Genomic DNA, 26,032 nt, shown 5'->3' with positions numbered 1-26,032 from the left:
CGCGTATCGCGGCGTGCCGGACAGACGGGCCTCTGGTTCGGAGGCCGGACGGACGGCTCGAAGGGACGGCCCGGACAGACGGCCCGGACAGACGGCCCGGACAGACGGCCCGGACAGACGGCCCGGACAGACGGCCCAGGCGGATGGCCTGTTCGGACGGCCCGGACGAGCGGCCCGGCGGGGAACGTCCCACCTGGACACACGGCCCGCCATGTCCAGCACCCGAACACACGGTCCGGCCGTGTCCAGCCGGCCGATGACAACGCCTCGCCACGCCCGGCCCGACCGATCTCGAAGCCCCGCCATACCCGGTCCCGGCCGACCGCGAAGCCCCGCCGCGCCCCGGTCGCCGCAGATCGACGGACCCCGCACGCGCCGCCTGCGCGGACGAACAGCCCTGTCACCGGAACGGCCTTAGCCGTCCGGGCCCCGCAGACGCCCACACCCCCCTCGTCCAGCCGCCACGGCCGACGCGACCCCGGCGCGCGCCCGGCGTCGGACGTTCCCGCGCCCCGCTCACCGCACGCAACCCGTTCGGGTGGGACGGGCGCGCGTCGTCGCCGTACGGCGGGCGGGCGCTGGTAGCCGTGGTCCATGCCGCTCAACCCCCGCCACCGGGCCACCCCTGCCCCCGCCCCCCGGCAGCGGACGGCCCCCCGCCGCCGCAAGGCCGCCCTGCTCGCCTCCGCCGCCTCCGTCTGCTCCCTGTGCCTGCTCGGCGCCGCCGCCCCGCCCGTGCCGCTCGGCATCGGCGACCGGCTGTACCCGACGCTGGGCAACCCCGGCTACGACGTCGCGTCGTACAACCTGGACCTCACGTACCCCGGCACCGACGACAAGCCGCTCCAGGCGGTCACCACCATCGACGCCTGGGTCACCGCCGACCTGGACCGCCTCAACCTGGACTTCGCGCGCGGCACCGTCCGCTCCGTCGACTTCGACGGGATCCCCGCCGACTTCCAGAGCGCCGGGGAGGACCTGGTCGTCACCCCCGCCCAGCCGCTGCGCCGGGGCGACTGGGTGCGCGTCACCGTGCGGCACACCAGCGACCCCAGGCCCACCGGGGACCAGAAGGGCGACGGCGGCTGGGTGCCCACCACCGACGGCCTCGTCATGGCGAACCAGGCCGACGCCGCCCACCTGGTCTTCCCGTGCAACGACCACCCGTCCGACAAGGCGATGTTCACCTTCCGGGTCACCGCGCCCAACGCCTACACCGTGGTCGCCAACGGTCTGCCGACCGGACAGAAGCGCACCGGCTCCAGCACCACCTGGACGTTTCGCACCGAGCACCCCATGGCCACCGAGCTGGCCCAGGTCTCCATCGGCCGCTCCGCCGTGCCGCGCCGCGAGGGCCCCCACGGGCTGCCCCTGCGCGATGTCGTCCCCAGCGCCGACCGCAAGACCCTCGAACCCTGGCTCGCCAAGACGCCCGACCAGATCGCCTGGATGGAGAGCAAGGTCGGCAGGTACCCGTTCGAGACGTACGGCGTGATCATGGCGAACGCCACCACCGGGTTCGAGCTGGAGACGCAGACCCTCTCGCTGTTCGAGAAGAACCTGTTCATCGAGCCCGCCTACCCCAAGTGGTACGTCGAGTCGGTCATGGTGCACGAGCTGTCCCACCAGTGGTTCGGCGACAGCGTCAGCCCCGCCTCCTGGTCCGACGTATGGCTGAACGAGGGGCACGCGACCTGGTACGAGGCCCTGTACGCGGAGGAGAAGGGCCACCGCCCGATGATCGACCGGATGAAGGCCGCCTACGCCGCCTCCGACGGCTGGCGCGCCTCCGGCGGCCCGCCCGCCCGGCCCAAGCTGCCCGCACCCGGCCAGAAGATCAGCATCTTCCGGCCCAGCGTCTACGACGGCGCGGCCCTCGCCCTCTACGCCCTGCGGCAGGAGATCGGCCGCCCCGCCTTCGAGCGCCTGGAGCGCCTCTGGGTCCGCGACCACCGCGACGCCGACGCCTCCACCGACGACTACATCGAACTGGCCTCCCAGGTCGCCGGCCGGGACCTCGGCGGCTTCCTGCACGACTGGCTGTACGGCGAGAAGACCCCGCCGATGCCGGGCCACCCGGACTGGAAGCCGGCCGACCCGCCCGCGAAGGCCGCGAAGGCGGCCAAACGGCCTGCCCGCAGGTGAGCCGGACGGCGCCCCGGCCCCGGGAAACCGGGGCGGCGGCGCCCCCGCGGCCCCGCGATAACACGGTGACGCGACGCGCCGCCTCGTGCGACCATCTTCGGGTCGGCGCCGCGCGGGACACGGGAATCTCCCGGGGTACCCGAGCGTTGACCATGACGAGCGGCCCGGCCGGGCCGCCGTACCGACGCCGTCACGGCACTCCCATCGACGTAAGGATCCAATGACCTCCTCTTCTTCCCCTTCCCAGGACGCCAAGCGCACGGCGCACGCCTACCCCGAGGGTCTTCGGGCCGATGCCCTGATGGAAGAGGACGTCGCCTGGAGCCACGAGATCGACGGAGAGCGGGACGGCGACCAGTTCGACCGCTCCGAGCGCGCGGCCCTGCGCCGCGTGGTGGGTCTGTCCACCGAGCTGGAGGACGTCACCGAGGTCGAGTACCGCCAGCTCCGCCTGGAGCGGGTCGTGCTCGTCGGCGTGTGGACCACCGGTACCGCGCAGGACGCCGACAACTCCCTCGCGGAGCTGGCCGCCCTCGCGGAGACGGCGGGCGCCCTCGTGCTCGACGGCGTCATCCAGCGCCGCGACAAGCCCGACGCGGCCACCTACATCGGCTCCGGCAAGGCCCTGGAGCTGCGCGACATCGTCCTGGAGACGGGCGCGGACACCGTCATCTGCGATGGTGAACTGAGTCCGGGCCAGCTGATCCAGCTGGAGGACGTCGTCAAGGTCAAGGTCATCGACCGCACCGCCCTGATCCTGGACATCTTCGCCCAGCACGCCAAGTCCCGGGAGGGCAAGGCGCAGGTCGCGCTCGCCCAGATGCAGTACATGCTGCCGAGGCTGCGCGGCTGGGGCCAGTCGCTGTCCCGGCAGATGGGCGGCGGTCGCGGCGGCCTCGCCACGCGTGGCCCCGGTGAGACCAAGATCGAGACGGACCGGCGCCGCATCCGCGAGAAGATGGCGAAGATGCGCCGGGAGATCGCGGACATGAAGACCGGCCGCGAGATCAAGCGCCAGGAGCGCCGGCGCAACAAGGTGCCCTCCGTCGCCATCGCCGGTTACACCAACGCCGGCAAATCCTCCCTGCTCAACCGGCTCACCGGCGCGGGCGTCCTGGTCGAGAACGCGCTGTTCGCGACCCTGGACCCGACCGTGCGCCGCGCGGAGACCCCGAGCGGCCGGCTGTACACCCTGGCGGACACCGTCGGCTTCGTCCGGCACCTGCCCCACCACCTGGTCGAGGCGTTCCGCTCCACCATGGAGGAGGTCGGCGACTCCGACCTGATCCTGCATGTGGTGGACGGCTCGCACCCGGTCCCCGAGGAGCAGCTCGCCGCCGTGCGCGAGGTCATCCGGGACGTCGGCGCCACCGGCGTGCCCGAGATCGTCGTGATCAACAAGGCGGACGCGGCCGACCCGCTGGTCCTCCAGCGGCTGCTGCGCGTCGAGAAGCGGTCCATCGCGGTCTCGGCCCGCACCGGCCAGGGCATCGCCGAGCTGCTCGCGCTCATCGACGAGGAGCTGCCGCGCCCCGAGGTCGAGGTCGAGGCGCTGGTGCCGTACACCCACGGCAAGCTGGTCGCGCGCGCCCACACCGAGGGCGAGGTGATCTCCGAGGAGCACACCGCGGAGGGCACCCTGCTCAAGGTCCGGGTGCACGAGGAACTGGCGGCGGACCTGGCGCCGTACACGCCGGTCTCCGCGGCCTGACCCACGGCAGCACGAAGGCCCGCCACCCCCTCGGGGGCGGCGGGCCTTCGTCGTACGGTCCTACGGTCGTACGGCGGCGCTACAAGCTCACCGCCCGGCGAACTTGTCGCTGACCGACCTGTACACGCCCTTCGCCACATCACCGAGGCGGGGGCCCGCCAGCCAGCCGGACGTCACCGGGCCGATCGAGGTGTTGGACACCAGCGCGGGCTTGCCGTCCGGGCCGGTCTCCACCCAGCCGCCGCCGGATGCGCCACCGGTCATGGTGCAGCCGATGCGGTACATCGTCGGGGCGGCCTGGTCCATCGACAGCCGGCCCGGCCTGTCCTCGCACTGGTAGAGCAGCTGACCGTCGTACGGCGGCGCCGCCGGGTAGCCCGAGGCCGTCATGTCCCGCACCTTCGGCACGGCGGGCGCGTCGAAGTCCACCGGCAACGCCCCGCCGACCGTCTCCTCCAGCGACCTGCCCCCGCTGCCCTGCTCCGGCGTCACATGGATGACCGCGAAGTCGTACGGCGCCCCGTCACCGCCGGTCTCACCGCCCTTGTCGATCCACTGCTGGGAGGTCTGCGCCGCGTCCGCCCACCAGACGCCGTACGGCGCGATCTGCTCCCGGGAGGCGTGCTGGAGCCGATCGACCGACTGGGCCGCGTTGTTGTACGACGGCACGAAGGCGAGGTTGCGGTACCAGCCGCCGCTCTTGCCGGCGTGCACGCAGTGGCCCGCCGTCCACACCAGGTTGGACTTGCCCGGGTGCGCGGGGTCCTCCACGACCGTGCCCGAGCAGACCATGTGGCCCTCGGGGGAGTCGAAGAACACCTTGCCCGAGGTGGCCGCGTTGGCGTGGTACGGCGCCGCGACCTGCCGCGCCTTCACCGGCTGCGGCGTCGGATCGGTCACGCCCTGGTCGCCCGAGATGTCGTTGTCGTCGACGCCCTTGTCCGGGTCGTTCGCGTGCCGCATCCGGTCCGGGTCCCACAGGCCCTTGATGATCGGGTTGATGAAATCGTTGGCCTGGCGCAGCCAGTCCTTGCGGTTCCAGTCCTTCCAGGCGCCGTTCTTCCACTTGTCGACGTCGATCCCGTGCTCCTTGAGCTTCTGGCGCACATCGTCCGGGATCCTGATCTTTCCGTCGCCGGTGCCGGCCGCCGCGGCGGAGGCGGACGGGTTGCCGTCGGCCTGGCCGTCGCCGTCGCAGGCGGTGGCGGTCAGCGCCAGTGCCGAGGCGAGGGCGACCGCCGCCAGCGAGGTCGAGGCGCGGCGGGTGCGGATGCCCCTTCCTCGCCGGTCGGTGGACGACGGCCGTATGGATCGCATGCTCGTGACTCCCCGTGTGGTGACGGAACTTCGGCGCTCGGCCAGGACACCGGCGGCCCCCTCGAAGAGAGTTCGGCCGGTGGCATGACCTTTCGGAACGGCATCACACCCTATGCGCTCGGCGGCCTCGGCTTTTGCCGGTACGGCAACGGTTTCGCTACGAGCGGCGCGCGGACGGCACATCGATCCGGGGCGAGGCCGTGACCCCGGCGCCCGGTGAGCGGTTGTAGGCGGCGGGGGGCCCGCTGACTGTCCTTGGTCCCCGTGGATCAACTCGCCTGTTTACAGCGGGAGGACAGCCAGCCGTGGCCGTGACCGAGTCGTTGGCGGAAGAAGCGCACGGGCCGGCCGGCGCCGTGCACGAGGGGATCCTGCGGCGCCAGTCGGCGCGCGAGTCCTCGGCGCGCACCTACGCGCGGGCCCTGCCCATCGTGCCCGTGCGGGCGCGCGGGCTGACCATCGAGGGCGCGGACGGCCGCCGCTATCTGGACTGCCTCTCCGGCGCGGGCACGCTCGCGCTCGGCCACAACCATCCGGTGGTCCTGGCGGCCGTGCGCCAAGTCCTGGACTCCGGGGCCCCGTTGTCGGTCCTCGATCTCGCGACCCCGGTCAAGGACGCGTTCATCACCGAGCTGTTCCGCACCCTTCCGCCGGGCCTCGCCGGGCGGGCGCGGGTGCAGTTCTGCGGACCGGCCGGGACGGACGCCGTCGAGGCCGCGCTCAAACTGGTCCGGACCGCGACCGGCCGTACCGGTGTCCTCGCCTTCACCGGCGCCTACCACGGCATGACGGCGGGCGCGCTGGCCGTCTCCGGGGGCGCGCCCGAGGTCCAGGCCACCCGCCTTCCCTATCCGCAGGACTACCGCTGCCCCTTCGGCGTCGGCGGCCCGTACGGCGCCGAACTCGGCGCCCGCTGGACCGAGTCGCTGCTCGACGACCCCAAGTCCGGGGTGCCGCTGCCCGCCGGGATGATCCTCGAACCGGTGCAGGGTGAGGGCGGGGTGCTCCCGTCCCCGGACGGCTGGCTGCGCCGGATGCGCCGTCTCACCGCGGACCGCGGGATCCCGCTGATCGCCGACGAGGTGCAGACCGGCGTCGGCCGCACGGGCGCCTTCTGGGCCGTCGACCACAGCGGCGTCACCCCCGATGTCATGGTCCTCTCCAAGGCCATCGGCGGCAGCCTCCCGCTGGCTGTCATCGTCTACCGAGACGACCTCGATGTCTGGCAACCGGGCGCCCACGCGGGCACGTTCCGCGGCAACCAGCTCGCGATGGCCGCGGGCACGGCGACGCTGGCGTACGTCCGGGAGAACGGGCTGGCGGAGCGCGCGGGGCGGCTCGGCGCCCGGGTGATGGAGCAACTGCGGGCGGACATCGGCGGGTTGGCGTGCGTGGGGGAGGTGCGGGGGCGCGGGCTGATGATCGGGGTGGAGCTGGTGGAACCGGAGGGGGCGACGGGGGAGTCGGCGGTCTGGGACGGGTCCGCGGCCTGGGATGTGGCGGAGTCCGACGGCTTTGACGCCGCGTCCTCCGGCGGGGAGCGCGCGGCCTACGGCCCGGACGCCATGCCCTGCGGCCGGGCACGCTCGGCTCACGACCCGGATGCCATGCGTCCCGGCCGGGAACGCCCGGCTCACGACCCCGGCGCCGCGCCCTTCGCGAGGCGACCCGGCGCCGACGACTTCGACACCGCGCCCCCTCCCGCCGCACCCCGTCCGGCCGCTCCCCGGCTCGCCGCCGCCGTCCAGCGCGAGTGCCTGCGACGGGGGCTCATCGTGGAGCTCGGCGGACGGCACTCCTCGGTGGTCCGGCTGCTGCCGCCGCTGACGATCAGCGACGAGCAGACGGCGGCCGTACTGGACCGGCTGACGGACGCGGTGGCGGCGGTGGCCCGGGCCGACGAGAGGCACGGCCCCCACGGGGCACGCGAACAGGACCCGGGCCCGAGCATGGGCGCGGGCACGGACCTGGACTGACCGGCGGGGCTGCCGCATCCGGTCGCCCCGCCCGCCCCGCCCGGTCGCCCCGCCCGCCCCGCCCGGTCGGCCCGCGCGACCGTCCCGAGACCGCCGACGACCCCGAGCCGCCTCCCGCGCACAGCGACCGCCTCCAGCCACCGCACGGGCACCGGCCCACGCCGCCCCGCCGTACCCGCCCCTCCCGTCTGCCCGTCGTACCCGCCCCGCCCCCTCCCCTCAGCCCCGCTGCCGAGGCCCGGGGACGGGACGGGGGCCGACACGAAGACCCCTCTCCGCCAGCGCAGCCGCCCTCCCCGACACCGCCGAACCGGGCCCGCCGCCCGGCCCCGCACACCTCCCGAGGAGCCGTCTTGAACGCCACCCCCACACCCGACGGCCCCCTCGGCGGTCCCGACGAGCACGGGGCGCCCGGGGCCGGCGCCCCCTTCGTCGAGGCGGTTCCGCAGCAGCGCCGGCGGGTCGTGGACCCGGGCCGGTGGACCGAGCCCGGCGCGGAGCCGCTGGACGATCCCGACGCCTCGGCCGCGGCGCGGGCCGCCGCCGTGGAGAACCTGCTGCGCTGCTGGGTGCGGGAGACCGGCCTGCGCGCCCCGGCGACCGGCACCCTGCGCATCGTGCTGCCCGCCACCGGCACCTGCCTGCTCGCCCCGGTCCGGTACTGGTCCCCGGCCGGCTGGCACCGCTTCGGAGCGCCCCGGTTCGCCGACGCGCCCGAGACCGCCCCGCCCGTCGACGCCGTCACCCTCGCGGCGCTGCTCACCAGGGAGAGCACGGGCGGTGACGACGGCGACCTCGCGGCCCGGGTCGCCGACTCCCTGCGTCGTACCGCCGTCTTCATCCGCGACCGGCGCGCCCGCCCCGCCGACGGCCCCGACCTCTTCCTCGCAGCCGAACAGGCCCTCCTCCTCGGCCACCCCCTGCACCCCACCCCCAAGAGCCGCGAGGGCCTGACCGAGACCGAAGCCGCCCTCTACTCACCGGAGTCGCGCGGCTCCTTCCCGCTGCACTGGTTCGCCGTGGCCCCCCGTCTGCTCGCCACCGACTCCGCCTGGACCGAGCGCGGCCGCCTCGTCCCCGCCGACCACCTCACCCGGCATCTGGCGGCCACCACCCTGCCCCTGCCCGACGGATACACCGCCCTCCCGCTGCACCCCTGGCAGGCCCGCGAGGTACGACACCGCGCCCCCGTCGCCGCACTGCTCGACGCGGGACTCCTCAGGGACCTCGGGCCGGGCGGCCCCGCCTGGCACCCCACCTCCTCCGTGCGCACCGTCTACCGTTCCGGCGCCCCCGCGATGCTCAAGCTGTCGCTGGGCCTGCGCATCACCAACTCCCGCCGGGAGAACCTGCGCAAGGAGCTGCGGCGCGGGGTCGAGGTGCACCGGCTGCTGCGCGCGGGCCTGTTCAAGCAGTGGCAGGCCGCCCACCCCGGCTTCGACATCGTGCGCGACCCGGCCTGGCTCGCCGTGGACGACCCGGACGGGCGGCCGGTGCCCGGACTCGACGTGATGATCCGGCACAACCCCTTCACCCCCGCCGACGACGCCGGCTGCCTCGCGGGACTGATCTCGCCCCGACCGCTCACCGAAGCCTCCGCCTTCGGCCCCGGCACCGCCCCCGCCTCAGAGACGGGCACCGATCGCCTCCCGCCCATGCGCTCCCGGCTCGCGCTGCTCGTCGCCCGGCTCGCCGCCCGCACCGGCCGTCCCGTCGCCGCCGTCGCCACGGAGTGGTTCCTGCGCTACCTGGAGCAGGTCGTGCGCCCCGTTCTCTGGCTGGACGCCGAGGCCGGCATCGCCCTCGAAGCGCACCAGCAGAACACCCTCGTCCTGCTCGACCGCGACGGCTGGCCCACCGGCGGCCGCTACCGCGACAACCAGGGCTACTACTTCCGCGCCACCCGCCGCGCCGAACTCGACGCCCGGCTGCCCGGCATCGGCGCGCACAGCGACACCTTCGTCCCCGACGACGTCACCGACGAACGCTTCGCCTACTACCTCGCCGTCAACAACGTCCTCGGCCTGATCGGCGCCCTCGGCTCCCAGCACCTCGCCGACGAACGCCTGCTGCTCGCCGCCTTCCGCCGCTTCCTCACCGGCCTCGCCACCGGCCCCGCGGCCCTGCGCACCCCCCTGCCCGCCCGGCTGCTCGACTCACCCGCCCTGCGCTGCAAGGCCAACCTGCTGACCCGGCTGCACGGCCTCGACGAACTCGTCGGCCCGGTCGACACCCAGTCCGTGTACGTCACCATCGCCAACCCCCTGCACCCGTAAGGCCCTTGGGCAGAGCAGAGAGGAACCCGCCGTGCCGCCCACCGATGTGCGCACCGCCCCCACCGAGTTCCTGGACCTCTTCACCGACGACACCGTCGATTTCGCCGACCGGACCGTCGAATTCACCGACGGGACCGTCGCGTTCGCCGATGACACCGTCGACTTCACCGATGTCACCGTCGAGTTCAGCGACAGCACCGTCGAGTTCAGCGACGGCACCGTCGAGTTCAGCGACGGCACCGTCGACTTCACCGACGACATCGGCGACTTCACCGGCGACCTCCTCGACGGCCTCCACGCCTCCTGGGAACCGGTGCCGACCCCCGTCGGCACCTTCCAGCTGATCCCCGTCCGCCTCGACCGCGACCTCCCCCTCGTGCACGCCTGGATGAACGACCCCGCCGTCGCCGAATTCTGGGAACTGGCCGGACCCCGCCACCGCACGGCGGACCATCTGCGCGCTCAACTCGACGGCGACGGACGGAGCGTGCCCTGCCTCGGCGTGCTGGACGGCACCCCGATGAGCTACTGGGAGATCTACCGCGCCGACCTGGACCCGCTGGCCCTGCACTGCCCGGTCCTGCCCCACGACACCGGCATCCACCTCCTCCTCGGCGCCGCCGGCGACCGCGGCCGGGGGCTCGGCTCCGCGCTGCTGCGGGCCGTGGCCGACCTCGTCCTCGACCGGCGCCCCGCCTGCGCCCGCGTCGTGGCCGAACCCGATCACCGCAACACACCCTCGCTCGCCGCGTTCCTCGGCGCCGGGTTCCGGTACGCGGCCGAGGTCGACCTGCCCGGCAAACGGGCCGCGCTCATGATCCGGGACCGGGGGCTGCGCGATGTGCTGTAGCGCCGAGTGAGCGGGGTCTCACCATGGGTGTGAACGGCCTCCGGTTGTCGGTCCTGGGCCGTAGGGTGGTCGGGCTATGACGAAGCCCTCCCTCCCCGAACTCCTGCATGCCGCCGTCGCCGCGGTCGGCGGCACGGAGCGCCCCGGCCAGGTGACCATGGCCGAGTCGGTCGCCGAAGCGATCGACGACGGATCCCATCTGCTGGTCCAGGCCGGCACCGGCACCGGAAAGTCGCTGGGCTATCTCGTGCCCGCGCTCGCGCACGGGGAGCGGGTGGTCGTCGCGACGGCCACTCTCGCCCTCCAGCGCCAGCTGGTCGAACGCGACCTGCCGCGCACGGTCGACGCCCTGCACCCGCTGCTGCGCCGCCGCCCCGAGTTCGCCATGCTCAAGGGCCGCTCCAACTACCTGTGCCTGCACCGGCTGCACGAGGGCATGCCGCAGGACGAGGAGGACGGCCTCTTCGACCAGTTCGAGGCCGCCGCGCCCACCAGCAAGCTGGGCCAGGACCTGCTGCGGCTGCGCGACTGGTCCGACGAGACCGAGACCGGCGACCGGGACGACCTCACCCCGGGCGTCTCCGACCGTGCCTGGGCGCAGGTGTCGGTGTCCTCGCGGGAGTGCCTGGGCGCCACCAAGTGCGCGTACGGCGCCGAGTGCTTCGCGGAGGCGGCCCGCGAGCGCGCCAAGCTCGCCGAGGTCGTCGTCACCAACCACGCGCTGCTGGCCATCGACGCCATCGAAGGCGCCCCGGTGCTGCCCCAGCACGAGGTGCTGATCGTGGACGAGGCGCATGAACTCGTCTCCCGGGTCACCGGCGTCGCCACCGGCGAGCTGACCCCCGGCCAGGTCAACCGGGCCGTGCGCCGCGCCGCGAAACTCGTCAATGAGAAGGTGGCCGACCAGCTCCAGACCGCCGCCGAGGGCTTCGAGCGGCTGATGGAGCTGGCCCTGCCGGGCCGTCTGGAGGAGATCCCGGAGGACCTCGGCTACGCCCTGATGACGCTGCGGGACGCCTCCCGGGCCGTCGTCTCCGCGCTCGGCACCACCCGCGACAAGTCCGTCCAGGACGAGGACGCCGTCCGCAAGCAGGCCCTGGCCTCGGTCGAGTCGGTCCACGACGTGGCGGAGCGGGTGCTGAACGGCTCGGAGTGGGACGTCGTCTGGTACGAACGGAACGACCGCTTCGGCGCCTCCCTGCGCATCGCCCCCATGTCCGTCTCGGGGCTGCTGCGGGAGAAGCTGTTCGCCGACCGCGCCGTGGTCCTCACCTCCGCGACCCTCAAGCTCGGCGGCGACTTCAACGGCGTCGGCGCCTCCCTCGGACTCGGCCCCGAGGGCGCCGAGGGCGAGGACCTCCCGCAGTGGAAGGGCATCGACGTCGGCTCCCCCTTCGACTACCGCAAGCAGGGCATCCTGTACGTCGCCAAGCACCTGGCCCGCCCGGCGCGGGACGGCGACCGCGGCGACATGCTCGACGAGCTGACGGAGCTGATCCAGGCGGCCGGCGGCCGTACCCTCGGCCTGTTCTCCTCCATGCGGGCCGCGCAGCTCGCCGCCGAGGACCTGCGCTCGCGGATCCCCGAGTACCCGATCCTGCTCCAGGGCGAGGAGACGCTCGGCGAGCTGATCAAGAACTTCGCGGCCGACCCGAAGACCTGCCTCTTCGGCACGCTGTCGCTGTGGCAGGGCGTGGATGTGCCGGGCCCCAGCTGCCAGCTGGTCGTCATGGACAAGATCCCGTTCCCGCGCCCCGACGACCCGCTGATGAGCGCCCGTCAGAAGGCGGTGGAGGACGCGGGCGGCAATGGATTCATGGCGGTGGCCGCCACCCACGCCGCCCTGCTGATGGCCCAGGGCGCCGGCCGGCTGGTGCGCGCGTCGGGGGACCGGGGCGTGGTCGCCGTACTCGACCAGCGCCTCGCCACGGCGCGGTACGGCTCGTACCTCAAGGCGTCCCTGCCGGACTTCTGGTACACCACGGACCGCAACCAGGCCCGTAGGTCGCTCTCGGCGATCGACGCGGCGGCGAAGCAGACGGAGGCCGCCGGCCCCTCGTAGGCACCGGGGCCCAGGGGCACAGGCAGGGCCCCGGAACCGGCGCAGAGGTTCCGGGGCCCGGTCAGGGGGCGAGCGGGGGCCGCTCGCCGCGGGCGTCACACGCGCCGCAGTACGGCGACCACCTTGCCCAGGATGGTGGCGTCGTCGCCGGGGATCGGCTCGTAGGCCGCGTTGTGCGGGAGGAGCCAGACATGGCCGTCCTCGCGCTTGAACCGCTTCACCGTGGCCTCGCCGTCGAGCATGGCGGCCACGATGTCGCCGTTCTCCGCGACCGGCTGGCGGCGCACGGTCACCCAGTCGCCGTCGCAGATCGCGGCCTCGATCATGGAGTCGCCGACGACCTTGAGGACGAACAGCTCACCGTCGCCGACCAGCTGGCGGGGGAGCGGGAAGACGTCCTCCACGGATTCCTCCGCGAGGATCGGCCCACCGGCGGCGATCCGGCCGACCAGCGGGACGTACGACGCGGCGGGCTTGCCGCTGGTGTCCGTGGGCTGCACCGACACGGCCTGGTCGGAGCCGCGCACCTCATAGGCGCGCGGGCGGTGCGGGTCGCGGCGCAGGAAGCCCTTGCGCTCCAGCGCCATCAGCTGGTGTGCCACGGAGGAGGTGCTGGAGAGGCCGACGGCCTGGCCGATCTCCCGCATGGACGGCGGGTACCCGCGCCGCTGCACGGAGTCCCTGATGACCTCGATCACCCGGCGCTGCCGGTCGGTCAGCCCGGAGCTGTCCGCCCGGATGCCTGGAGGTCGGCCCGGCAGGGAGCGCCGGGGCCCCTCGGGATTCGTGGCTTCGTTCATCGCATGTACCGGCTCGACCCGGCCCTGGGAGCGGTCCTGGGCGGTGATGGCGGCACTGTCTGCGGTGGTGGTCACGTCGGCCCCTCTCGATGGTCTCCCTGCTGGACAACGGTAGTTGCTTTCGAAAGGTTGCGCCAAACACACGTTCGAGTGAAAAAGTGCGATTCACCTGTTGCGATCGCGTGCTTGGGTGTATGGGCTGACGTGGCACGGGGCGGGCAAAAGTGCTCTTTGTCGTGCGTTGTACTCTTTCCCGCCGGGGTCGCCGAGCTCGTGAGCGCTTCCCCAGTCTGCCATCCGGAACCCGTCCCGCCGGGACGCGGGGTCCGTTTCGCGCGGGAGTCCTACGCGTCCTCCGTGCGGCGCCCACGGTATCTCCGCAAGCGCCACAGGGGTACGGTTCCGCGCCCGCGTGTCCTTTCCCGCCGGGGCTCCCGGGGCCTTGGAGAGCGCCCCGGACCGCTGTTCCCGCGCGACACGCGACCCGGCCTCGGTGAATAAGCCGATCCCCACATCTAGTGGTTGGATGGCTACAGCAGCCCACAAGTTGTGGTGACCCGGGTCGGAGACGGTTCTGCGATCGCCTATGCTTAGGGCTGCTTCGCGAGGCCCCTGGGGCTCGGCGAGGCCATCGAGTCTGCTGTGAGGAGGGTTGGAGATCATGCACTGCCCCTTCTGCAGGCACCCCGACAGCCGTGTGGTCGACAGTCGTACGACCGACGACGGCACGTCGATCCGCAGGCGCCGCCAGTGCCCCGACTGCTCCCGTCGTTTCACGACCGTGGAGACGTGCTCGCTCATGGTGGTGAAGCGGTCCGGAGTCACCGAGCCCTTCAGCCGTACCAAGGTCATCAACGGCGTGCGCAAGGCGTGCCAGGGGCGGCCCGTCACCGAGGACGCGCTCGCCCAGCTCGGCCAGCGGGTCGAGGAGGCCGTACGGGCCACCGGCAGCGCCGAGCTGACCACCCACGACGTGGGCCTGGCCATACTCGGCCCGTTGCAGGAGCTCGACCTCGTCGCCTATCTGCGGTTCGCCTCGGTCTACCGGGCGTTCGACTCGCTGGAGGACTTCGAGGCGGCCATCGCGGAGCTGAGGCAGGCGACGCGCGGCCCCGCCGCGGACGGGACGGACCCGGCGGACGGGACGGCCGAGGCCGCGGGGAGCCAGGAAGACGAACGCGGGAGCGGCGGGACCTCCCAGGTCCCCCAGCCCGCGCAAGCCGCCGACTGACCGGCGCGCGGGAGACCGGGGCAGGGCCCGGACTCCGGCCGCGGGGCGGCGACCAAGACCTGTTGCGGGCGGCAGCTGAGGGTGCCCGCGACACATGACAGAACACCGTGCCCGGGAACAATCAGGGCACTTCTGGGCGTTTTCGCCCGTACAGGGAGGCGGCATGACAGAGACGGCGAGCGGTCCGGCACGAGGTTCCCGCGCCAAGGGCGGCAAGACGGGAAGCAAGGGACTGCACATCGAGCGCATCCACACCACCCCCGGCGTACACCCGTACGACGAGGTCGAGTGGGTGAGCCGTGACGTCGTCATGACCAACTGGCGCGACGGCTCGGTCAACTTCGAGCAGCGTGGCGTCGAGTTCCCCGACTTCTGGTCGGTGAACGCGGTCAACATCGTCACCAGCAAGTACTTCCGCGGTGCCGTCGGCACCCCGCAGCGCGAGACCGGCCTCAAGCAGCTGATCGACCGCATCGTGAAGACGTACCGGAAGGCCGGTGAGGACTACAAGTACTTCGCCTCGCCCGCCGACGCGGAGATCTTCGAGCACGAGCTCGCCTACGCGCTCCTGCACCAGATCTTCAGCTTCAACAGCCCGGTCTGGTTCAACGTCGGCACCCCGCAGCCCCAGCAGGTCTCCGCCTGCTTCATCCTGGCCGTCGACGACTCCATGGAGTCGATCCTCGACTGGTACAAGGAAGAGGGCATGATCTTCAAGGGCGGTTCGGGCGCCGGCCTGAACCTGTCCCGCATCCGCTCCTCCAAGGAACTGCTCTCCTCCGGCGGCAACGCCTCGGGCCCGGTCTCCTTCATGCGCGGCGCCGACGCCTCCGCCGGCACCATCAAGTCCGGTGGCGCCACCCGCCGCGCCGCCAAGATGGTCGTGCTCGACGTCGACCACCCCGACATCGAGGACTTCATCGAGACCAAGGTCAAGGAGGAGGAGAAGATCCGCGTCCTGCGCGACGCGGGCTTCGACATGGACCTGGGCGGCGACGACATCGCCTCCGTCCAGTACCAGAACGCCAACAACTCGGTCCGTGTGAACGACGAGTTCATGAAGGCCGTCGAGGCGGGCGGCGACTTCGGGCTGCGCGCCCGGATGACCGGCGAGGTCATCGAGGAGGTCGACGCCAAGTCCCTCTTCCGCAAGATCGCCGAGGCCGCTTGGGCCTGCGCCGACCCGGGCATCCAGTACGACGACACGATCAACAACTGGCACACCTGCCCCGAGTCCGGCCGGATCACCGCGTCGAACCCGTGCAGCGAGTACATGCACCTGGACAACACGTCCTGCAACCTCGCCTCGCTGAACCTGATGAAGTTCCTGAAGGACGACGGCGAGGGCCACCAGTCCTTCGAGGCCGAGCGCTTCCAGAAGGTCGTCGAGCTGGTCATCACCGCGATGGACATCTCGATCTGCTTCGCGGACTTCCCGACCCAGAAGATCGGCGAGAACACCCGCGCCTTCCGCCAGCTCGGCATCGGCTACGCCAACCTCGGCGCCCTGCTGATGGCCACCGGCCACGCGTACGACTCCGAGGGCGGCCGCGCCCTGGCCGCCGCCATCACCTCCCTGATGACCGGCACCGCCTACCGCCGCTCCGCCGAACTGGCCGCGGTCGTCGGCCCGTACGACGGCTACGCCCGCAACGCGGACGCCCACAAGCGCGTCATGAAGCAGCACGCCGACGCCAACGGCACGGCCCCGCGCATGGACGACCTGGACACCCCGGTGTGGGCCGCCGCCACGGAGGCCTGGCAGGACGTGGTCCGCCTCGGCGACAAGAACGGCTTCCGCAACTCCCAGGCGTCCGTGCTCGCCCCGACCGGCACCATCGGTCTGGCGATGTCCTGCGACACCACCGGCGTCGAGCCCGACCTCGCGCTCGTGAAGTTCAAGAAGCTCGTCGGCGGCGGCTCGATGCAGATCGTCAACGGCACCGTGCCGCAGGCCCTGCGCCGCCTGGGCTACCAGGAGGAGCAGATCGAGGCGATCGTCGCCCACATCGCCGACCACGGCAATGTGATCGACGCCCCCGGTCTCAAGCAGGAGCACTACGAGGTCTTCGACTGCGCCATGGGCGAGCGGGCCATCTCCCCGATGGGCCACGTCCGCATGATGGCCGCGATCCAGCCGTGGATCTCCGGCGCGATCTCCAAGACGGTCAACATGCCGGAGACGGCGACCGTCGAGGAGGTCGAGGAGATCTACTTCGAGGCGTGGAAGCTCGGCGTCAAGGCGCTCGCGATCTACCGGGACAACTGCAAGGTCGGCCAGCCGCTCTCCGCCAAGAAGAAGGAGGAGGAGAAGGCCGAGATCACCGAGAAGGCCGAGGACACGATCCGTACCGCGGTCGAGAAGGTCGTCGAGTACCGCCCGGTCCGCAAGCGCCTTCCGAAGGGCCGTCCCGGCATCACCACGTCGTTCACCGTCGGCGGCGCCGAGGGCTACATGACCGCCAACTCCTACCCGGACGACGGTCTCGGCGAGGTCTTCCTGAAGATGTCCAAGCAGGGCTCGACCCTCGCGGGCATGATGGACGCCTTCTCCATCGCGGTCTCCGTCGGCCTCCAGTACGGCGTGCCGCTGGAGACGTACGTCTCGAAGTTCACCAACATGCGCTTCGAGCCGGCCGGTATGACGGACGACCCGGACGTGCGGATGGCGCAGTCCATCGTGGACTACATCTTCCGCCGCCTGGCGCTGGACTTCCTGCCCTTCGAGACCCGCTCCGCGCTCGGCATCCACTCCGCCGAGGAGCGCCAGCGGCACCTGGAGACCGGTTCCTACGAGCCGGCCGACGACGAGGTCGACGTCGAGGGCCTGGCCCAGTCGGCGCCCCGCGCCCAGGAGCCGACGGCCGTCGCCACGCCGAAGGCCGAGGCCGAGTCCGTGAAGCCCGCCCCGAAGCAGGCCCACACCAGCGCCGAACTGGTGGAGATGCAGCTGGGCATCCAGGCCGACGCCCCGCTCTGCTTCTCCTGCGGCACCAAGATGCAGCGCGCCGGCTCCTGCTACATCTGCGAGGGCTGCGGCTCGACGAGCGGCTGCAGCTGATACCGAGCGGAATTGCATCGAGTGCAAAACTCGGCAGTTCCTGATCTGATGCGCGATCTCTGAGGCGGGGGCGCCAGTCCCAGGCTGGTGCCCCCGCCTCGGACCGTCTCGGGGTTGCCCGTCGGATACCCGCGGATGCACGTGGCGCCAGCCATGAGTTTCCGGCAGCGAGAGCTGCCGGAATGGCGAGCGCCCGGCCCTGTAGGGGGCCGGGCGCTCGCTGCAGTCAGGAACGTGATGTCCTGCTTGCCTAGGAACTCGCATCACATCACGCTCCGGGCTGCGACGCAAAACTGCCCGGAGGGAGGTGATTCGTATGGCTACGAATCCGAAGCAGACTGGGAAGAAGGCGGCCTCGGCTGCGGCCAAGGTCCTGAACGACCCGAACGCGACGAAGGCCGAGAAGTCTGCGGCGGCCAGCGCGCTGGCGCAGGCGCCTTCGAAGAAGAAGTGATGCTGGGCGCCTCGGGCCTACACCCGGGGCGCCCAGCGCTCGGGTGCTGTCATGGCCGACGCCTGGTACTGGCCCCCGAGCACCCAGTTCGTCGTCATGATCTGGACGGCGAGCTCCCGCCACGCCCCGAATTCGGGCCCGCCGATGCCGTACCGGCAGAAGGACGGAAGCCCGAACAGGTGGGCGGTGGACCGTACATGCCCCGGCAGCCGCTCCGACTCCGTGAGCGGCACCCGCTTCACGAAGACCGGCTTCCCGCCGACCTCCAGCGGCGCACGCCTCCCGCCGATCCCGGAGCCGAGCGGCACCGCGCTGTCCACAAGTCCGGCCAGTCGAAGGTCACTTCGCAGGGCGCGGGCGTGGAGACGGTGCCGTAGGCGGCCAGGCGCGCGGCATACGACATGTCGGCCTGGCCGGCGCCCCTCCCTATCGCGCGCGCCCCATCACCCGTGTGAAAGTCTCCGGGTCCTCCTGGAAGCCGTGCACGCCGGGGTGGAAGATCCATTCACCGGCGTCGTTGCGGACGAACTCGGCGATGGTGGCGGCCGTCGCGTCGTGGACGGCGGTGAAGTCGTCCTCGGAGAGGACGGTGTAGCCCTCGCGGACGCGCATGGCGGGGTTGAGCACACCGGAGAACGTACGCCGGCCGGGCTGCTGCTGGATGACGACGCCCACCACCACACGGCCGTACCGCTCGCTGAGCCGGTCGACCTCCAGGGTCATGACCTCGTCCCAGCCGAAACCCCGCCCGTCCGTGCTGTCCCGGTTGAGGAAGATGGTGCCGTCCGGCGAACGGCTGTCGAAGTGCACCAGATACGCCGGCGCGCCGTACGGGTCCCGCGCGTCGAAGGTCGCCGCGATGATGTCGAGGTCCGTGGGCGCCGTACCCGAGGGACTGGGGTCCCACTTGAGCGCGACCTCGACCTTGCGCATCCCCTTGCTGATACCGGTCACCGGGCCTCCCCTTCCCTGTGGGCACCGCGTCCCCAACTCCTGTTCAGCCGAGGAACCTTGCCCATCGTGCCACGTACCCGGGCCCGCGCGCGCGGACGAACTCCCCCGGAGCGTGACCGACGCCACGCCCGGTGGCCTTACGATGGCGCGGTGCTGGTCAAGTGGATTCGCTGCACCGTGGTGGACCGCCGGGGGTTCGAGCGGGGGCAGCGGAAATGGGCGGGGCTCCCGGGAGAGCCGGGTTTCCGGGGACAGGGCGGAGGCTGGAGCCGGCGGCGGCCCGACGTGGCGCACATCGTCGCCTTCTGGGAGAGCCGCGCCTTCTACGACTCCTTCATGGCCCGCTCCCACGACCGCCTCGCCGCCGCCCAGGCCGGCACCTTCAAGGACGCCCAGGTCAAACTCTTCGAGTACCGCTTCGACGTGAAGACCGGCTTCGAACCCCGCTTCACCGACTCCGACCTGCTCAGACTCGCCCTGTGCCGGGTCCACGAAGAACGGGTGGAGCACTTCACCCTCATGCAGGAGAAGGTCTGGAACCCGGCCATGGCGGGTTCGCCCGGCATGATCCGCGGAATGTTCGGCGAGGCCCCCGAGCAGGAGTTCCTCATCCTGTCGATGTGGCGGGCCGCCGCCGAACACGGCAAGTACCGCACCGAACGGATCGAACGCCTCGCCCTGCGCGCCCAGACCGAGGCGGACATCGCCGCCCTCTCCGGCGACATCGTCGACCTGGAGCCGTCCTGGACGGTCTGATCCTGTCGTGAGATACCGGCCGGTCGGTCGGGAAGTGGCGGCTGTGACGTGCGCTGTATGGGCCTCGTCCGATTCTCCGGTTCCCCGCCCCTCGCTCTAGGGTTTCGGCATGGCACGACCACGGCGCATCGTCCTTGTCCGGCACGGCGAGTCGACGGGCAACACCGACGACTCCGTGTACGAGCGCGAACCGGACCACGCCCTGGCGCTGACCGACCTCGGCCGGCGGCAGGCCGAGGAGACCGGCGAACGGCTCCGGGAGCTGTTCGGCTTCGAACAGGTGAGCGTGTACGTCTCCCCGTACCGCCGTACCCACGAGACCCTCCGCGCCTTCGGCCTCGCCCCCGACCTCATACGCGTCCGCGAGGAGCCCCGGCTGCGCGAGCAGGACTGGGGCAACTGGCAGGACCGCGACGACGTACGCCTGCAGAAGGCCTACCGCGACGCCTACGGCCACTTCTTCTTCCGCTTCCCGCAGGGCGAGTCCGGTGCCGACGTCTACGACCGGGTCGGCGGCTTCCTGGAGAGCCTCTTCCGCAGCTTCGAGGCCCCCGACCACCCGCCCAATGTGCTCCTGGTGACCCACGGCCTCGCGATGCGGCTGTTCTGCATGCGCTGGTTCCACTGGACGGTCGCCGAATTCGAATCCCTGTCCAATCCGGACAACGCCGAGATGCGCATGCTCGTGCTCGGCGAGGACGGCCGCTACACACTCGACCGGCCCTTCGAACGCTGGCGTGAACCGGTGCCGGACTGGGCCACCGGATAGAGTGAGGGAGCGATGACCGCACACTTCTCCACCCGAGGACGCCATGAGCGCGCCCTGGCGAGCCTGCGCGGACTGGCCGTCGGGGACGCCCTGGGCGCCCAGTTCTTCGTCCCGGCCCGTCACCCCCTGCTCAAGCGGCGCGAGCTGCCGCCCGGCCCCTGGCCGTGGACGGACGACACCGAGATGGCCGCTTCCGTCCTCGCCGTCCTCGCCGCACACCGGCGCATCGACCAGGACGCCCTCGCCCGCTCCTTCGCCGACCACCACGACCCGGACCGGGGCTACGGCCGCACCGCGAGCCGGCTGCTGAGCCTCGTCCGGCAGGGCGAGGACTGGCGCGGGCCGGCCGCCGCCCTCTTCCACGGGCGGGGCTCCTGGGGCAGCGGCGCGGCGATGCGGACCGCGCCCCTGGGCGCCTGGTACGCGGACGACCCGGAGCAGGCCACCCACCAGGCCGAGATCTCCGCCTACCCCACGCACCAGCACCGGGAGGCGGTGGTCGGCGCCATGGCGGTGGCGGCTGCCGCGGCCCTGGCCGGTTCGCCGGACGGCCCGCCCACCCCGGAGGCGCTCCTCGACGGCGTGATCGCGCTCGTCCCGAAGAGCGCGGTCGGCCAGGGCCTGCGCCGCGCCCGCGACATGCTCGACTACGGCGACGCCGGCACCGTCGCCGCCGTGCTGGGCTGCGGCCGCCGCCGCACCGCCCATGACACCGTGCCCTTCGCCCTGTGGTCCGCCGCGCGCGGCCTCGGCGACTACGAGACGGCGTTCTGGACGACGGCCCGGGTGGGCGGCGACGTCGACACCACCTGCGCGATCGTGGGCGGCGTCCTCGCCGCGGGCAAGCCGGGGCAACCGCCCGCCGAGTGGACCCGGCGGGCGGAGGCACTGCCCGACTGGGTGACGCGGACGGTCTGACGGGGGGAGAGAGCCCTGGGGCCGCCAAGTCCCGAGGCCGCCAAGCCCCTGGGCCGGCACGCCAGTTCGGCGCGACGGACCCTCACTCCTGTCCCGCGGGTTCGAGTCGGCCCGCCGCCCCGGATCTCACCGGCGCGGCCACCGCCGTCGTCAGATCCCGGACGATCCGCTCCAGGCTCTCCCCGCCCAGCAGCCGTCCCGCTGTGATCTCCACCCCGCACCCGGTTTTCAGCAGTTCGCGCAGCTGAACGGCCATGAGCGAGTCGAGCCCGAGATCGCGCAGCGAACGGCGCGGATCGAGATCCGCCCGGGCGACGCCGAGCACCTCGGAGGCCGCGGCGATCACCATGTCGGCGGGGTTCGGGTGCGGGGGCTCAGCGTGCGGAGGCTCTGCGTGCGCGGCGGTCCTCGGCGTCTTGCCGGTGCTCGCCGGGGGCGCGGTACGGCGCTCCGCCCGGCGCGGCGCGGATCCGTGCGCCGGGTGCTCGTCGGGCCGTAGCCCCCACGCGGCCGTCGACGGCCGGATCAGGGCGGCGAACCGGGACAGGAGCGGTCGCGTGGGGTTCAGCAGGGGGGCGTCCAGCGCAGATACCCCGAGCAGAGGCAGCCGGACCGGCAGCGCGCGGACCAGCGCGGATGTCCCCGGACGGCCCGGGCTCGCCGGTTGTCCCGCCCGCCGTGGGTGTCCCGGTCGGCGCAGGGCGATCCCCCGGAACTCCGCCAGCACCCGCCCGTCCCCGTCGAGCACCAGCACCTCGCCGCGCGCCTCACCCGCGTCGGGCCCGGGGGTGACGGCGGCCAGGCTCCAGAAGTCGTCCGGCAGCTCGCCGTAGAGCTGGACGCTCTCGAAGCCGGTGGGCAGGAAGCCGCGGTCCCGCTCACCGGTCCGGCGCGCCTCGGGCCAGGCCGCCAGCAGCGGCAGCAGTGCCGTCTCCCACAGCCCCGGCGCCGGTTTGGCCGGCCGGATCCGCGCCACCGCCTCACCGCGCCGTCGCCACAGCTGCTCCACCGCGCCGGACGTCTCGTCGAGCTCCAGCCCGTAGCCGTCCGCGAGTTGACGGAATCCGGCGGCGGACAGGTACCCGTGGCAGCGGGCCAGCGCCCGGTCCAGCTCGCCCGGCGCCCGGCGGCCGTCGCTGTCGTCCACCGGGCACAGCCGCGCCGAGGAGCAGAAGATCCCGCCGGCGCCGTCCGGCTGTTCCAGTTCCACGACCGCCCGCCAGGTGTCGCCGGAGCGTTCCAGGGCGACGGCGAGTACGGCCGCCTCGGGGTCGGGGAGCGGGACCGGGGCGGGGGCGAGCCGTACGTCCCGTACGGCGAACATCGTCCCCGGGAGGTTGCGCGCGGCCGCGTCGAGTACGGCGGCGATCTGCACGGCGGGCGGCAGGACCGTCGTCCCGGCCACGCTCAGCTGCTCCGCCCACGCGGCGATGCCCCACGGGCCCAGCTCCACCCGGTCGGCGAACGTGCTCGGTGCCGGGCGCGCGGCGGCCGTGGCCCGGCGGAACTCGGTGCGCTCCCACGGGTAATGGGGGAGCGGTACCGGTCGTACGGGACGGCCGTACCACCGCGACCAGTCGACAGGGCCGCCCGCCGCGAAGAACCGGCCCGCCGCACGCAGGAGTTCGGTGGCCTCGTCGGTGTCGCGGCGCAGCGAGGGTACGGCGGTGCCGGGAGCCCCGTCGTCCATGAGGGTGTCGATGACGGGGGTGGTGAGCACCGGGTGGGGGCTGATCTCCAGGAAGACGTTCTCCAACCCGTCCTCAGAGGCGGCGAGTTGTCGTACGGCGGCGTGGAAGCGCACGGGTTCGCAGAGGTTGTCCGCCCAGTAGTCGGGGCCCAGTTCGGGACCGGCCACCGGGGCGCAGCGCACGGTCGAGAACAGCTCGGTGTCGGTGTCGCGGGGGGACAACCCGGCCAGAGCGGTGGCGAGTTCGGAGTGCAGCGGCCGCATCTGCGGTGAGTGCGAGGCCACGTCGACGTCCACCGGGCGGCACAGCACCCCGTCCGCCTCCAGTCGGGCCGAGAGGTCCGCGAGGGCGGCCGGGTCGCCCGCGAGCACCGTGCAGACGGGGGAGTTCTCGGCGGCCACGCACACCGACGGGACCCGGGCGACGGCCTCGCGGGCGCGGTCGGCGGACAACTCCACGACGAGCATGGCGCCTCCGCCCGCCACCCGTCGCATCAGCCGGCTGCGACGGCAGATCACCGCCGCCGCGTCCCGCAGCGACAGCGCGCCGCTGACGCAGGCCGCCGCCACCTCTCCCATGCTGTGCCCGACGCACACCTCCGGTTCCACACCGAGGTCCCGCCAGGCCGCCGCCAGGGCCACCTGTACGGCCCACAGGGCGGGCTGGACGATCTCCACCCCGCCGGGGCAGCGGTCCGCGTCCCGGGTCAGCAACTTCTCCACAGACCAGCCCAGTTCAGCCTGCACGGCTCGGTCGCAGGCGCGCAGCGTGGTGCGGAAGGCATCGTTCGTGGCGAGCAGGCCGCGGCCCATGCCGAGCCACTGCGAGCCCTGCCCGGAGAAGACGAACACGGGGCGGCGCGGACCGGCGAACCCCGCCTCACCGAACCCGCCGTCGGGCGTCCGCTCACCGGTCTCCAACGCTCTGAGCACCGAAGCCAGTTCGTCGTGCGAGGTGCCGACGGCCCACAGCCGGTGCGGGCCCGCATCACGGCGCGTCGCCGCGGTCGCGCAGATGTCGCCGAGCGACTGGCCGCGGCCCGCGCCGTCCGGGCCGAGGTGGTCCGCGTACGACGCCGCCAGACGGCGCAGCGCGGCGGCCGAACGGGCGGAGAGGACCAGGAGGTGAGGGTCTTCGGACACCGGCGCGGTCTGCTCGACCGGTTCCCGCTCGTCGATGAACTCCCCTACGACGACATGGGCGTTGGTGCCGGACAGGCCGAAGGAGCTGACGCCCAGGAGCCCTCGCGGGCCGGCCTTGGCCAGCGGGGTGTTCTCGGTGACGACGGAGACGGCCGGGCGCTCGCCGGTGAGCAGTGGGTGCGGGTCGGACAGGTGCAGGGAGGCGGGTATGACGCCGTGGCGGGCGATCAGCACCGACTTGATCAGTCCCGCGATACCGGCGGCGGCCTCGGCATGCCCGATGTTGGTCTTCACGGAGCCGCAGCGCAACGGCCGTTCACCGCCCGCCGCCTCGGCCAGCGCCCGCAGTTCCACGGTGTCACCGGTCGGCGTGCCGGTGCCGTGCGCCTCGACGTAGTCCAGCTGCACCGGTTCGATGCCCGCGCTGCGGCACGCGTCGCCCAGCATCCGGACCTGACCGGACACGGCCGGCTTCAGCAACAGCCCGCTGCCCTGGCCGTCGTTGGTGACCGCGCTGCCGAGCAGCAGGGCGAGCACCGGGTCGCCGTCGCGCAGCGCGTGCGGCAGCGGCTTGAGGACGACCGCGCCGACGCCCTCACTGCGTACGAACCCGTCGGCCGAGGCATCCCCGAACCGGCACCGCCCGTCCGGCGAGAGCATGCCGCCCTGCGAGTAGGCGATGGAGTCCCGTGGGGACACGATGATGTTGACGCCCGCCGCGATCGCGAGACCGCTCTCGCCGGTCAGCAGGCTCTGCCGGGCGGTGTGCACGGCCACCAGCGAGGAGGAGCACGCGGTGTCCAGCACCAGACTCGGTCCGCGCAGGTCGAGCGCGTAGGAGACCCGGCCCGCGGTGACCGCCCGCAGGCGCCCGCCCACGGTGTCGCGGACGCCGGGGCCCTCGTCGGGGCGGCCGGACTCGCCGTACTCGGCGGTCGCCTGCCCCACGAACACGCCGGTACGGGAACCCGCCAGGCCGGCCGGCGCGATCCCCGCCGACTCCAGCGCCTCCCATACGACGTGCAGCAGGATCCGCTGCTGGGGGTCCATGCTCCGGGCCTCGACCGGCGAGATCCCGAAGAACGCCGCGTCGAAGGAGAAGGCGTCATCAAGGAAACCGCCGTCCCGGGAGACGGTCTTTCCGGGGGCCGGAGTCCGCCCGGCGTAGTGGTCGTCGATGTCGAATCGGTCCTCCGGGATCCGGGACACGGCCTGGGAGTTGGCCATCAGGAGATCCCAGAATTCCCCGATGCTGTTGGCGCCAGGAAAGCGGCACCCCATGCCGACGACGGCTATGGGGACGCCACCTGCGCACGGGAAGCGCTCCACGTACGTTCACCTTCGATCAGAGCCGACGAGAACAAACACGACCGCCTCGCCGCGGGGACACGGGCAAAAGCCGAGGTCGGCGGCAGTGGTGAGGCGGGTTTGAGTGCGGTTTGAGGTGCGCGGTGCAAGTGCGATGCAAAGTTACACCGGGAACCAAGATTGACCTGGAGGGTCATGACCGCGTCTCATTACTCGTCTTGCCATGCGAGATGGCGTTGCTCCGACCCTGGGGACTGTGCGCACCGGAGGGCCACCTGAGCATGGCGATAGGCAGATGCTCTACCTCGCTTCTTCGCCGTCATCGCCCTCAGTGGGTGTGATTTGCGGTCGCGATCTACTTTGAGGGGTGGAGGTGGGGCTGGAGGCGTCCTGCGGGATTCCCCCCTGAAGAAAACCCATTGTTAAGTGATGGAGTTGGCTCTCTGGTCGCGGCTGATGCTCACCCCTTCTCACCGCTCCGGGGTTCGCTGGCTGACCATCTTCGCTTATATTCGTATGCAAATCCGGCGATCCGGATTCCGCTATGGCCCCCACTCGCCGCCGCTTCCCCCCGTCCCCCGGCCGACCGGGGTGTCGGCCACTGCCCCGGG

General features: G+C 72.4%; 17 protein-coding genes. 12 read left to right on the top strand and 5 right to left on the bottom strand.

The features are described from left to right. The first annotated feature begins 594 nt into the window (after positions 1-594). Positions 595-2,145, top strand: a complete 1,551-nt coding sequence (locus QHG49_RS09725; protein WP_301488645.1) for a M1 family metallopeptidase — start codon at positions 595-597, stop codon at positions 2,143-2,145. A 220-nt stretch (positions 2,146-2,365) separates the two neighbouring features. Continuing rightward, positions 2,366-3,856: a GTPase HflX gene (gene hflX / locus QHG49_RS09720; protein WP_145487475.1), complete on the top strand. Its 1,491-nt coding sequence runs from the start codon at positions 2,366-2,368 to the stop codon at positions 3,854-3,856. An 87-nt stretch (positions 3,857-3,943) separates the two neighbouring features. Here hflX and QHG49_RS09715 read toward each other — a convergent pair whose 3' ends face one another. Beyond that, positions 3,944-5,173, bottom strand: a complete 1,230-nt coding sequence (locus tag QHG49_RS09715; protein WP_301488642.1) for a serine protease — start codon at positions 5,171-5,173, stop codon at positions 3,944-3,946. Between the two features lie 305 nt (positions 5,174-5,478). Here QHG49_RS09715 and QHG49_RS09710 point away from each other — a divergent pair, with 305 nt between their 5' ends. From QHG49_RS09710 to QHG49_RS09695, 4 genes are all read left to right on the top strand, one after another. Next, entirely contained in the window at positions 5,479-7,149 is a 1,671-nt protein-coding gene (locus tag QHG49_RS09710; protein WP_301488640.1) for a diaminobutyrate--2-oxoglutarate transaminase family protein, read from the top strand. A 353-nt stretch (positions 7,150-7,502) separates the two neighbouring features. Beyond that, positions 7,503-9,425, top strand: a complete 1,923-nt coding sequence (locus QHG49_RS09705) for an IucA/IucC family siderophore biosynthesis protein (RefSeq protein ID WP_301488638.1) — start codon at positions 7,503-7,505, stop codon at positions 9,423-9,425. Positions 9,426-9,456: 31 nt separating this feature from the next. Next, complete coding sequence (locus QHG49_RS09700) at positions 9,457-10,275, top strand: GNAT family N-acetyltransferase (protein ID WP_301488635.1); 819 nt, start codon at positions 9,457-9,459, stop codon at positions 10,273-10,275. Positions 10,276-10,351: 76 nt separating this feature from the next. Further along, positions 10,352-12,337, top strand: a complete 1,986-nt coding sequence (locus QHG49_RS09695) for an ATP-dependent DNA helicase (protein ID WP_301488633.1) — start codon at positions 10,352-10,354, stop codon at positions 12,335-12,337. Between the two features lie 95 nt (positions 12,338-12,432). Here the strand turns inward: QHG49_RS09695 and lexA are convergent, their stop codons facing one another. Next, entirely contained in the window at positions 12,433-13,212 is a 780-nt protein-coding gene (gene lexA, locus QHG49_RS09690) for a transcriptional repressor LexA (protein WP_145487479.1), read from the bottom strand. 586 nt (positions 13,213-13,798) lie between these two features. Here lexA and nrdR point away from each other — a divergent pair. The 3 genes from nrdR (at position 13,799) to QHG49_RS09675 (ending at position 17,883) form a co-directional block, all read left to right on the top strand. Beyond that, positions 13,799-14,368, top strand: coding sequence for a transcriptional regulator NrdR (gene nrdR / locus QHG49_RS09685; RefSeq protein WP_145487480.1), 570 nt, complete (start codon positions 13,799-13,801; stop codon positions 14,366-14,368). Positions 14,369-14,531: 163 nt separating this feature from the next. Continuing rightward, complete coding sequence (locus QHG49_RS09680) at positions 14,532-17,429, top strand: vitamin B12-dependent ribonucleotide reductase (RefSeq protein ID WP_145487481.1); 2,898 nt, start codon at positions 14,532-14,534, stop codon at positions 17,427-17,429. Positions 17,430-17,745: 316 nt separating this feature from the next. Continuing rightward, positions 17,746-17,883 carry a hypothetical protein gene (locus QHG49_RS09675; protein ID WP_301488628.1) on the top strand — a complete coding sequence of 46 codons (138 nt, stop codon included), beginning with the start codon at positions 17,746-17,748 and terminating at the stop codon, positions 17,881-17,883. Between the two features lie 17 nt (positions 17,884-17,900). Here the strand turns inward: QHG49_RS09675 and QHG49_RS09670 are convergent, their stop codons facing one another. Then, entirely contained in the window at positions 17,901-18,203 is a 303-nt protein-coding gene (locus QHG49_RS09670) for a hypothetical protein (protein ID WP_370530445.1), read from the bottom strand. Positions 18,204-18,309: 106 nt separating this feature from the next. After that, complete coding sequence (locus QHG49_RS09665) at positions 18,310-18,837, bottom strand: TerD family protein (protein WP_301488625.1); 528 nt, start codon at positions 18,835-18,837, stop codon at positions 18,310-18,312. 150 nt (positions 18,838-18,987) lie between these two features. Here QHG49_RS09665 and QHG49_RS09660 point away from each other — a divergent pair, with 150 nt between their 5' ends. The 3 genes from QHG49_RS09660 to QHG49_RS09650 all read left to right on the top strand — a co-directional run bounded on the left by QHG49_RS09660 (position 18,988) and on the right by QHG49_RS09650 (position 21,280). After that, on the top strand, positions 18,988-19,593 hold the full coding sequence (locus tag QHG49_RS09660) for a YdbC family protein (protein ID WP_145487483.1): 606 nt from the start codon (positions 18,988-18,990) through the stop codon (positions 19,591-19,593). A gap of 109 nt (positions 19,594-19,702) precedes the next feature. After that, complete coding sequence (locus QHG49_RS09655) at positions 19,703-20,362, top strand: histidine phosphatase family protein (RefSeq protein ID WP_301488623.1); 660 nt, start codon at positions 19,703-19,705, stop codon at positions 20,360-20,362. 12 nt (positions 20,363-20,374) lie between these two features. After that, positions 20,375-21,280, top strand: a complete 906-nt coding sequence (locus QHG49_RS09650; protein ID WP_159705646.1) for an ADP-ribosylglycohydrolase family protein — start codon at positions 20,375-20,377, stop codon at positions 21,278-21,280. Between the two features lie 82 nt (positions 21,281-21,362). On the opposite strand, the gene QHG49_RS09645 is transcribed toward QHG49_RS09650, so the two are convergent. Continuing rightward, positions 21,363-25,442, bottom strand: coding sequence for a type I polyketide synthase (locus tag QHG49_RS09645; protein WP_301488620.1), 4,080 nt, complete (start codon positions 25,440-25,442; stop codon positions 21,363-21,365). Positions 25,443-26,032 lie beyond the last annotated feature (590 nt).

It is taken from the genome of Streptomyces sp. WP-1 (assembly GCF_030450125.1).
In the GTDB taxonomy this organism is placed as follows: domain Bacteria; phylum Actinomycetota; class Actinomycetes; order Streptomycetales; family Streptomycetaceae; genus Streptomyces; species Streptomyces incarnatus.
The sequence above is the reverse complement of the archived record's forward strand: the minus strand, read 5'-3'. Positions and strand labels throughout refer to the sequence as shown.

Excerpts from the sequence above, each read along its gene's own strand:
- hflX (WP_145487475.1), top strand. The coding sequence starts at position 2,366 with ATGACCTCCTCTTCTTCCCCTTCCCAGGACGCCAAGCGCACGGCGCAC.
- QHG49_RS09680 (WP_145487481.1), top strand. The coding sequence starts at position 14,532 with ATGACAGAGACGGCGAGCGGTCCGGCACGAGGTTCCCGCGCCAAGGGC.
- QHG49_RS09695 (WP_301488633.1), top strand. The coding sequence starts at position 10,352 with ATGACGAAGCCCTCCCTCCCCGAACTCCTGCATGCCGCCGTCGCCGCG.
- QHG49_RS09715 (WP_301488642.1), bottom strand. The coding sequence starts at position 5,173 with ATGCGATCCATACGGCCGTCGTCCACCGACCGGCGAGGAAGGGGCATC.
- nrdR (WP_145487480.1), top strand. The coding sequence starts at position 13,799 with ATGCACTGCCCCTTCTGCAGGCACCCCGACAGCCGTGTGGTCGACAGT.
- QHG49_RS09655 (WP_301488623.1), top strand. The coding sequence starts at position 19,703 with ATGGCACGACCACGGCGCATCGTCCTTGTCCGGCACGGCGAGTCGACG.
- QHG49_RS09725 (WP_301488645.1), top strand. The coding sequence starts at position 595 with ATGCCGCTCAACCCCCGCCACCGGGCCACCCCTGCCCCCGCCCCCCGG.
- QHG49_RS09650 (WP_159705646.1), top strand. The coding sequence starts at position 20,375 with ATGACCGCACACTTCTCCACCCGAGGACGCCATGAGCGCGCCCTGGCG.
- QHG49_RS09675 (WP_301488628.1), top strand. The coding sequence starts at position 17,746 with ATGGCTACGAATCCGAAGCAGACTGGGAAGAAGGCGGCCTCGGCTGCG.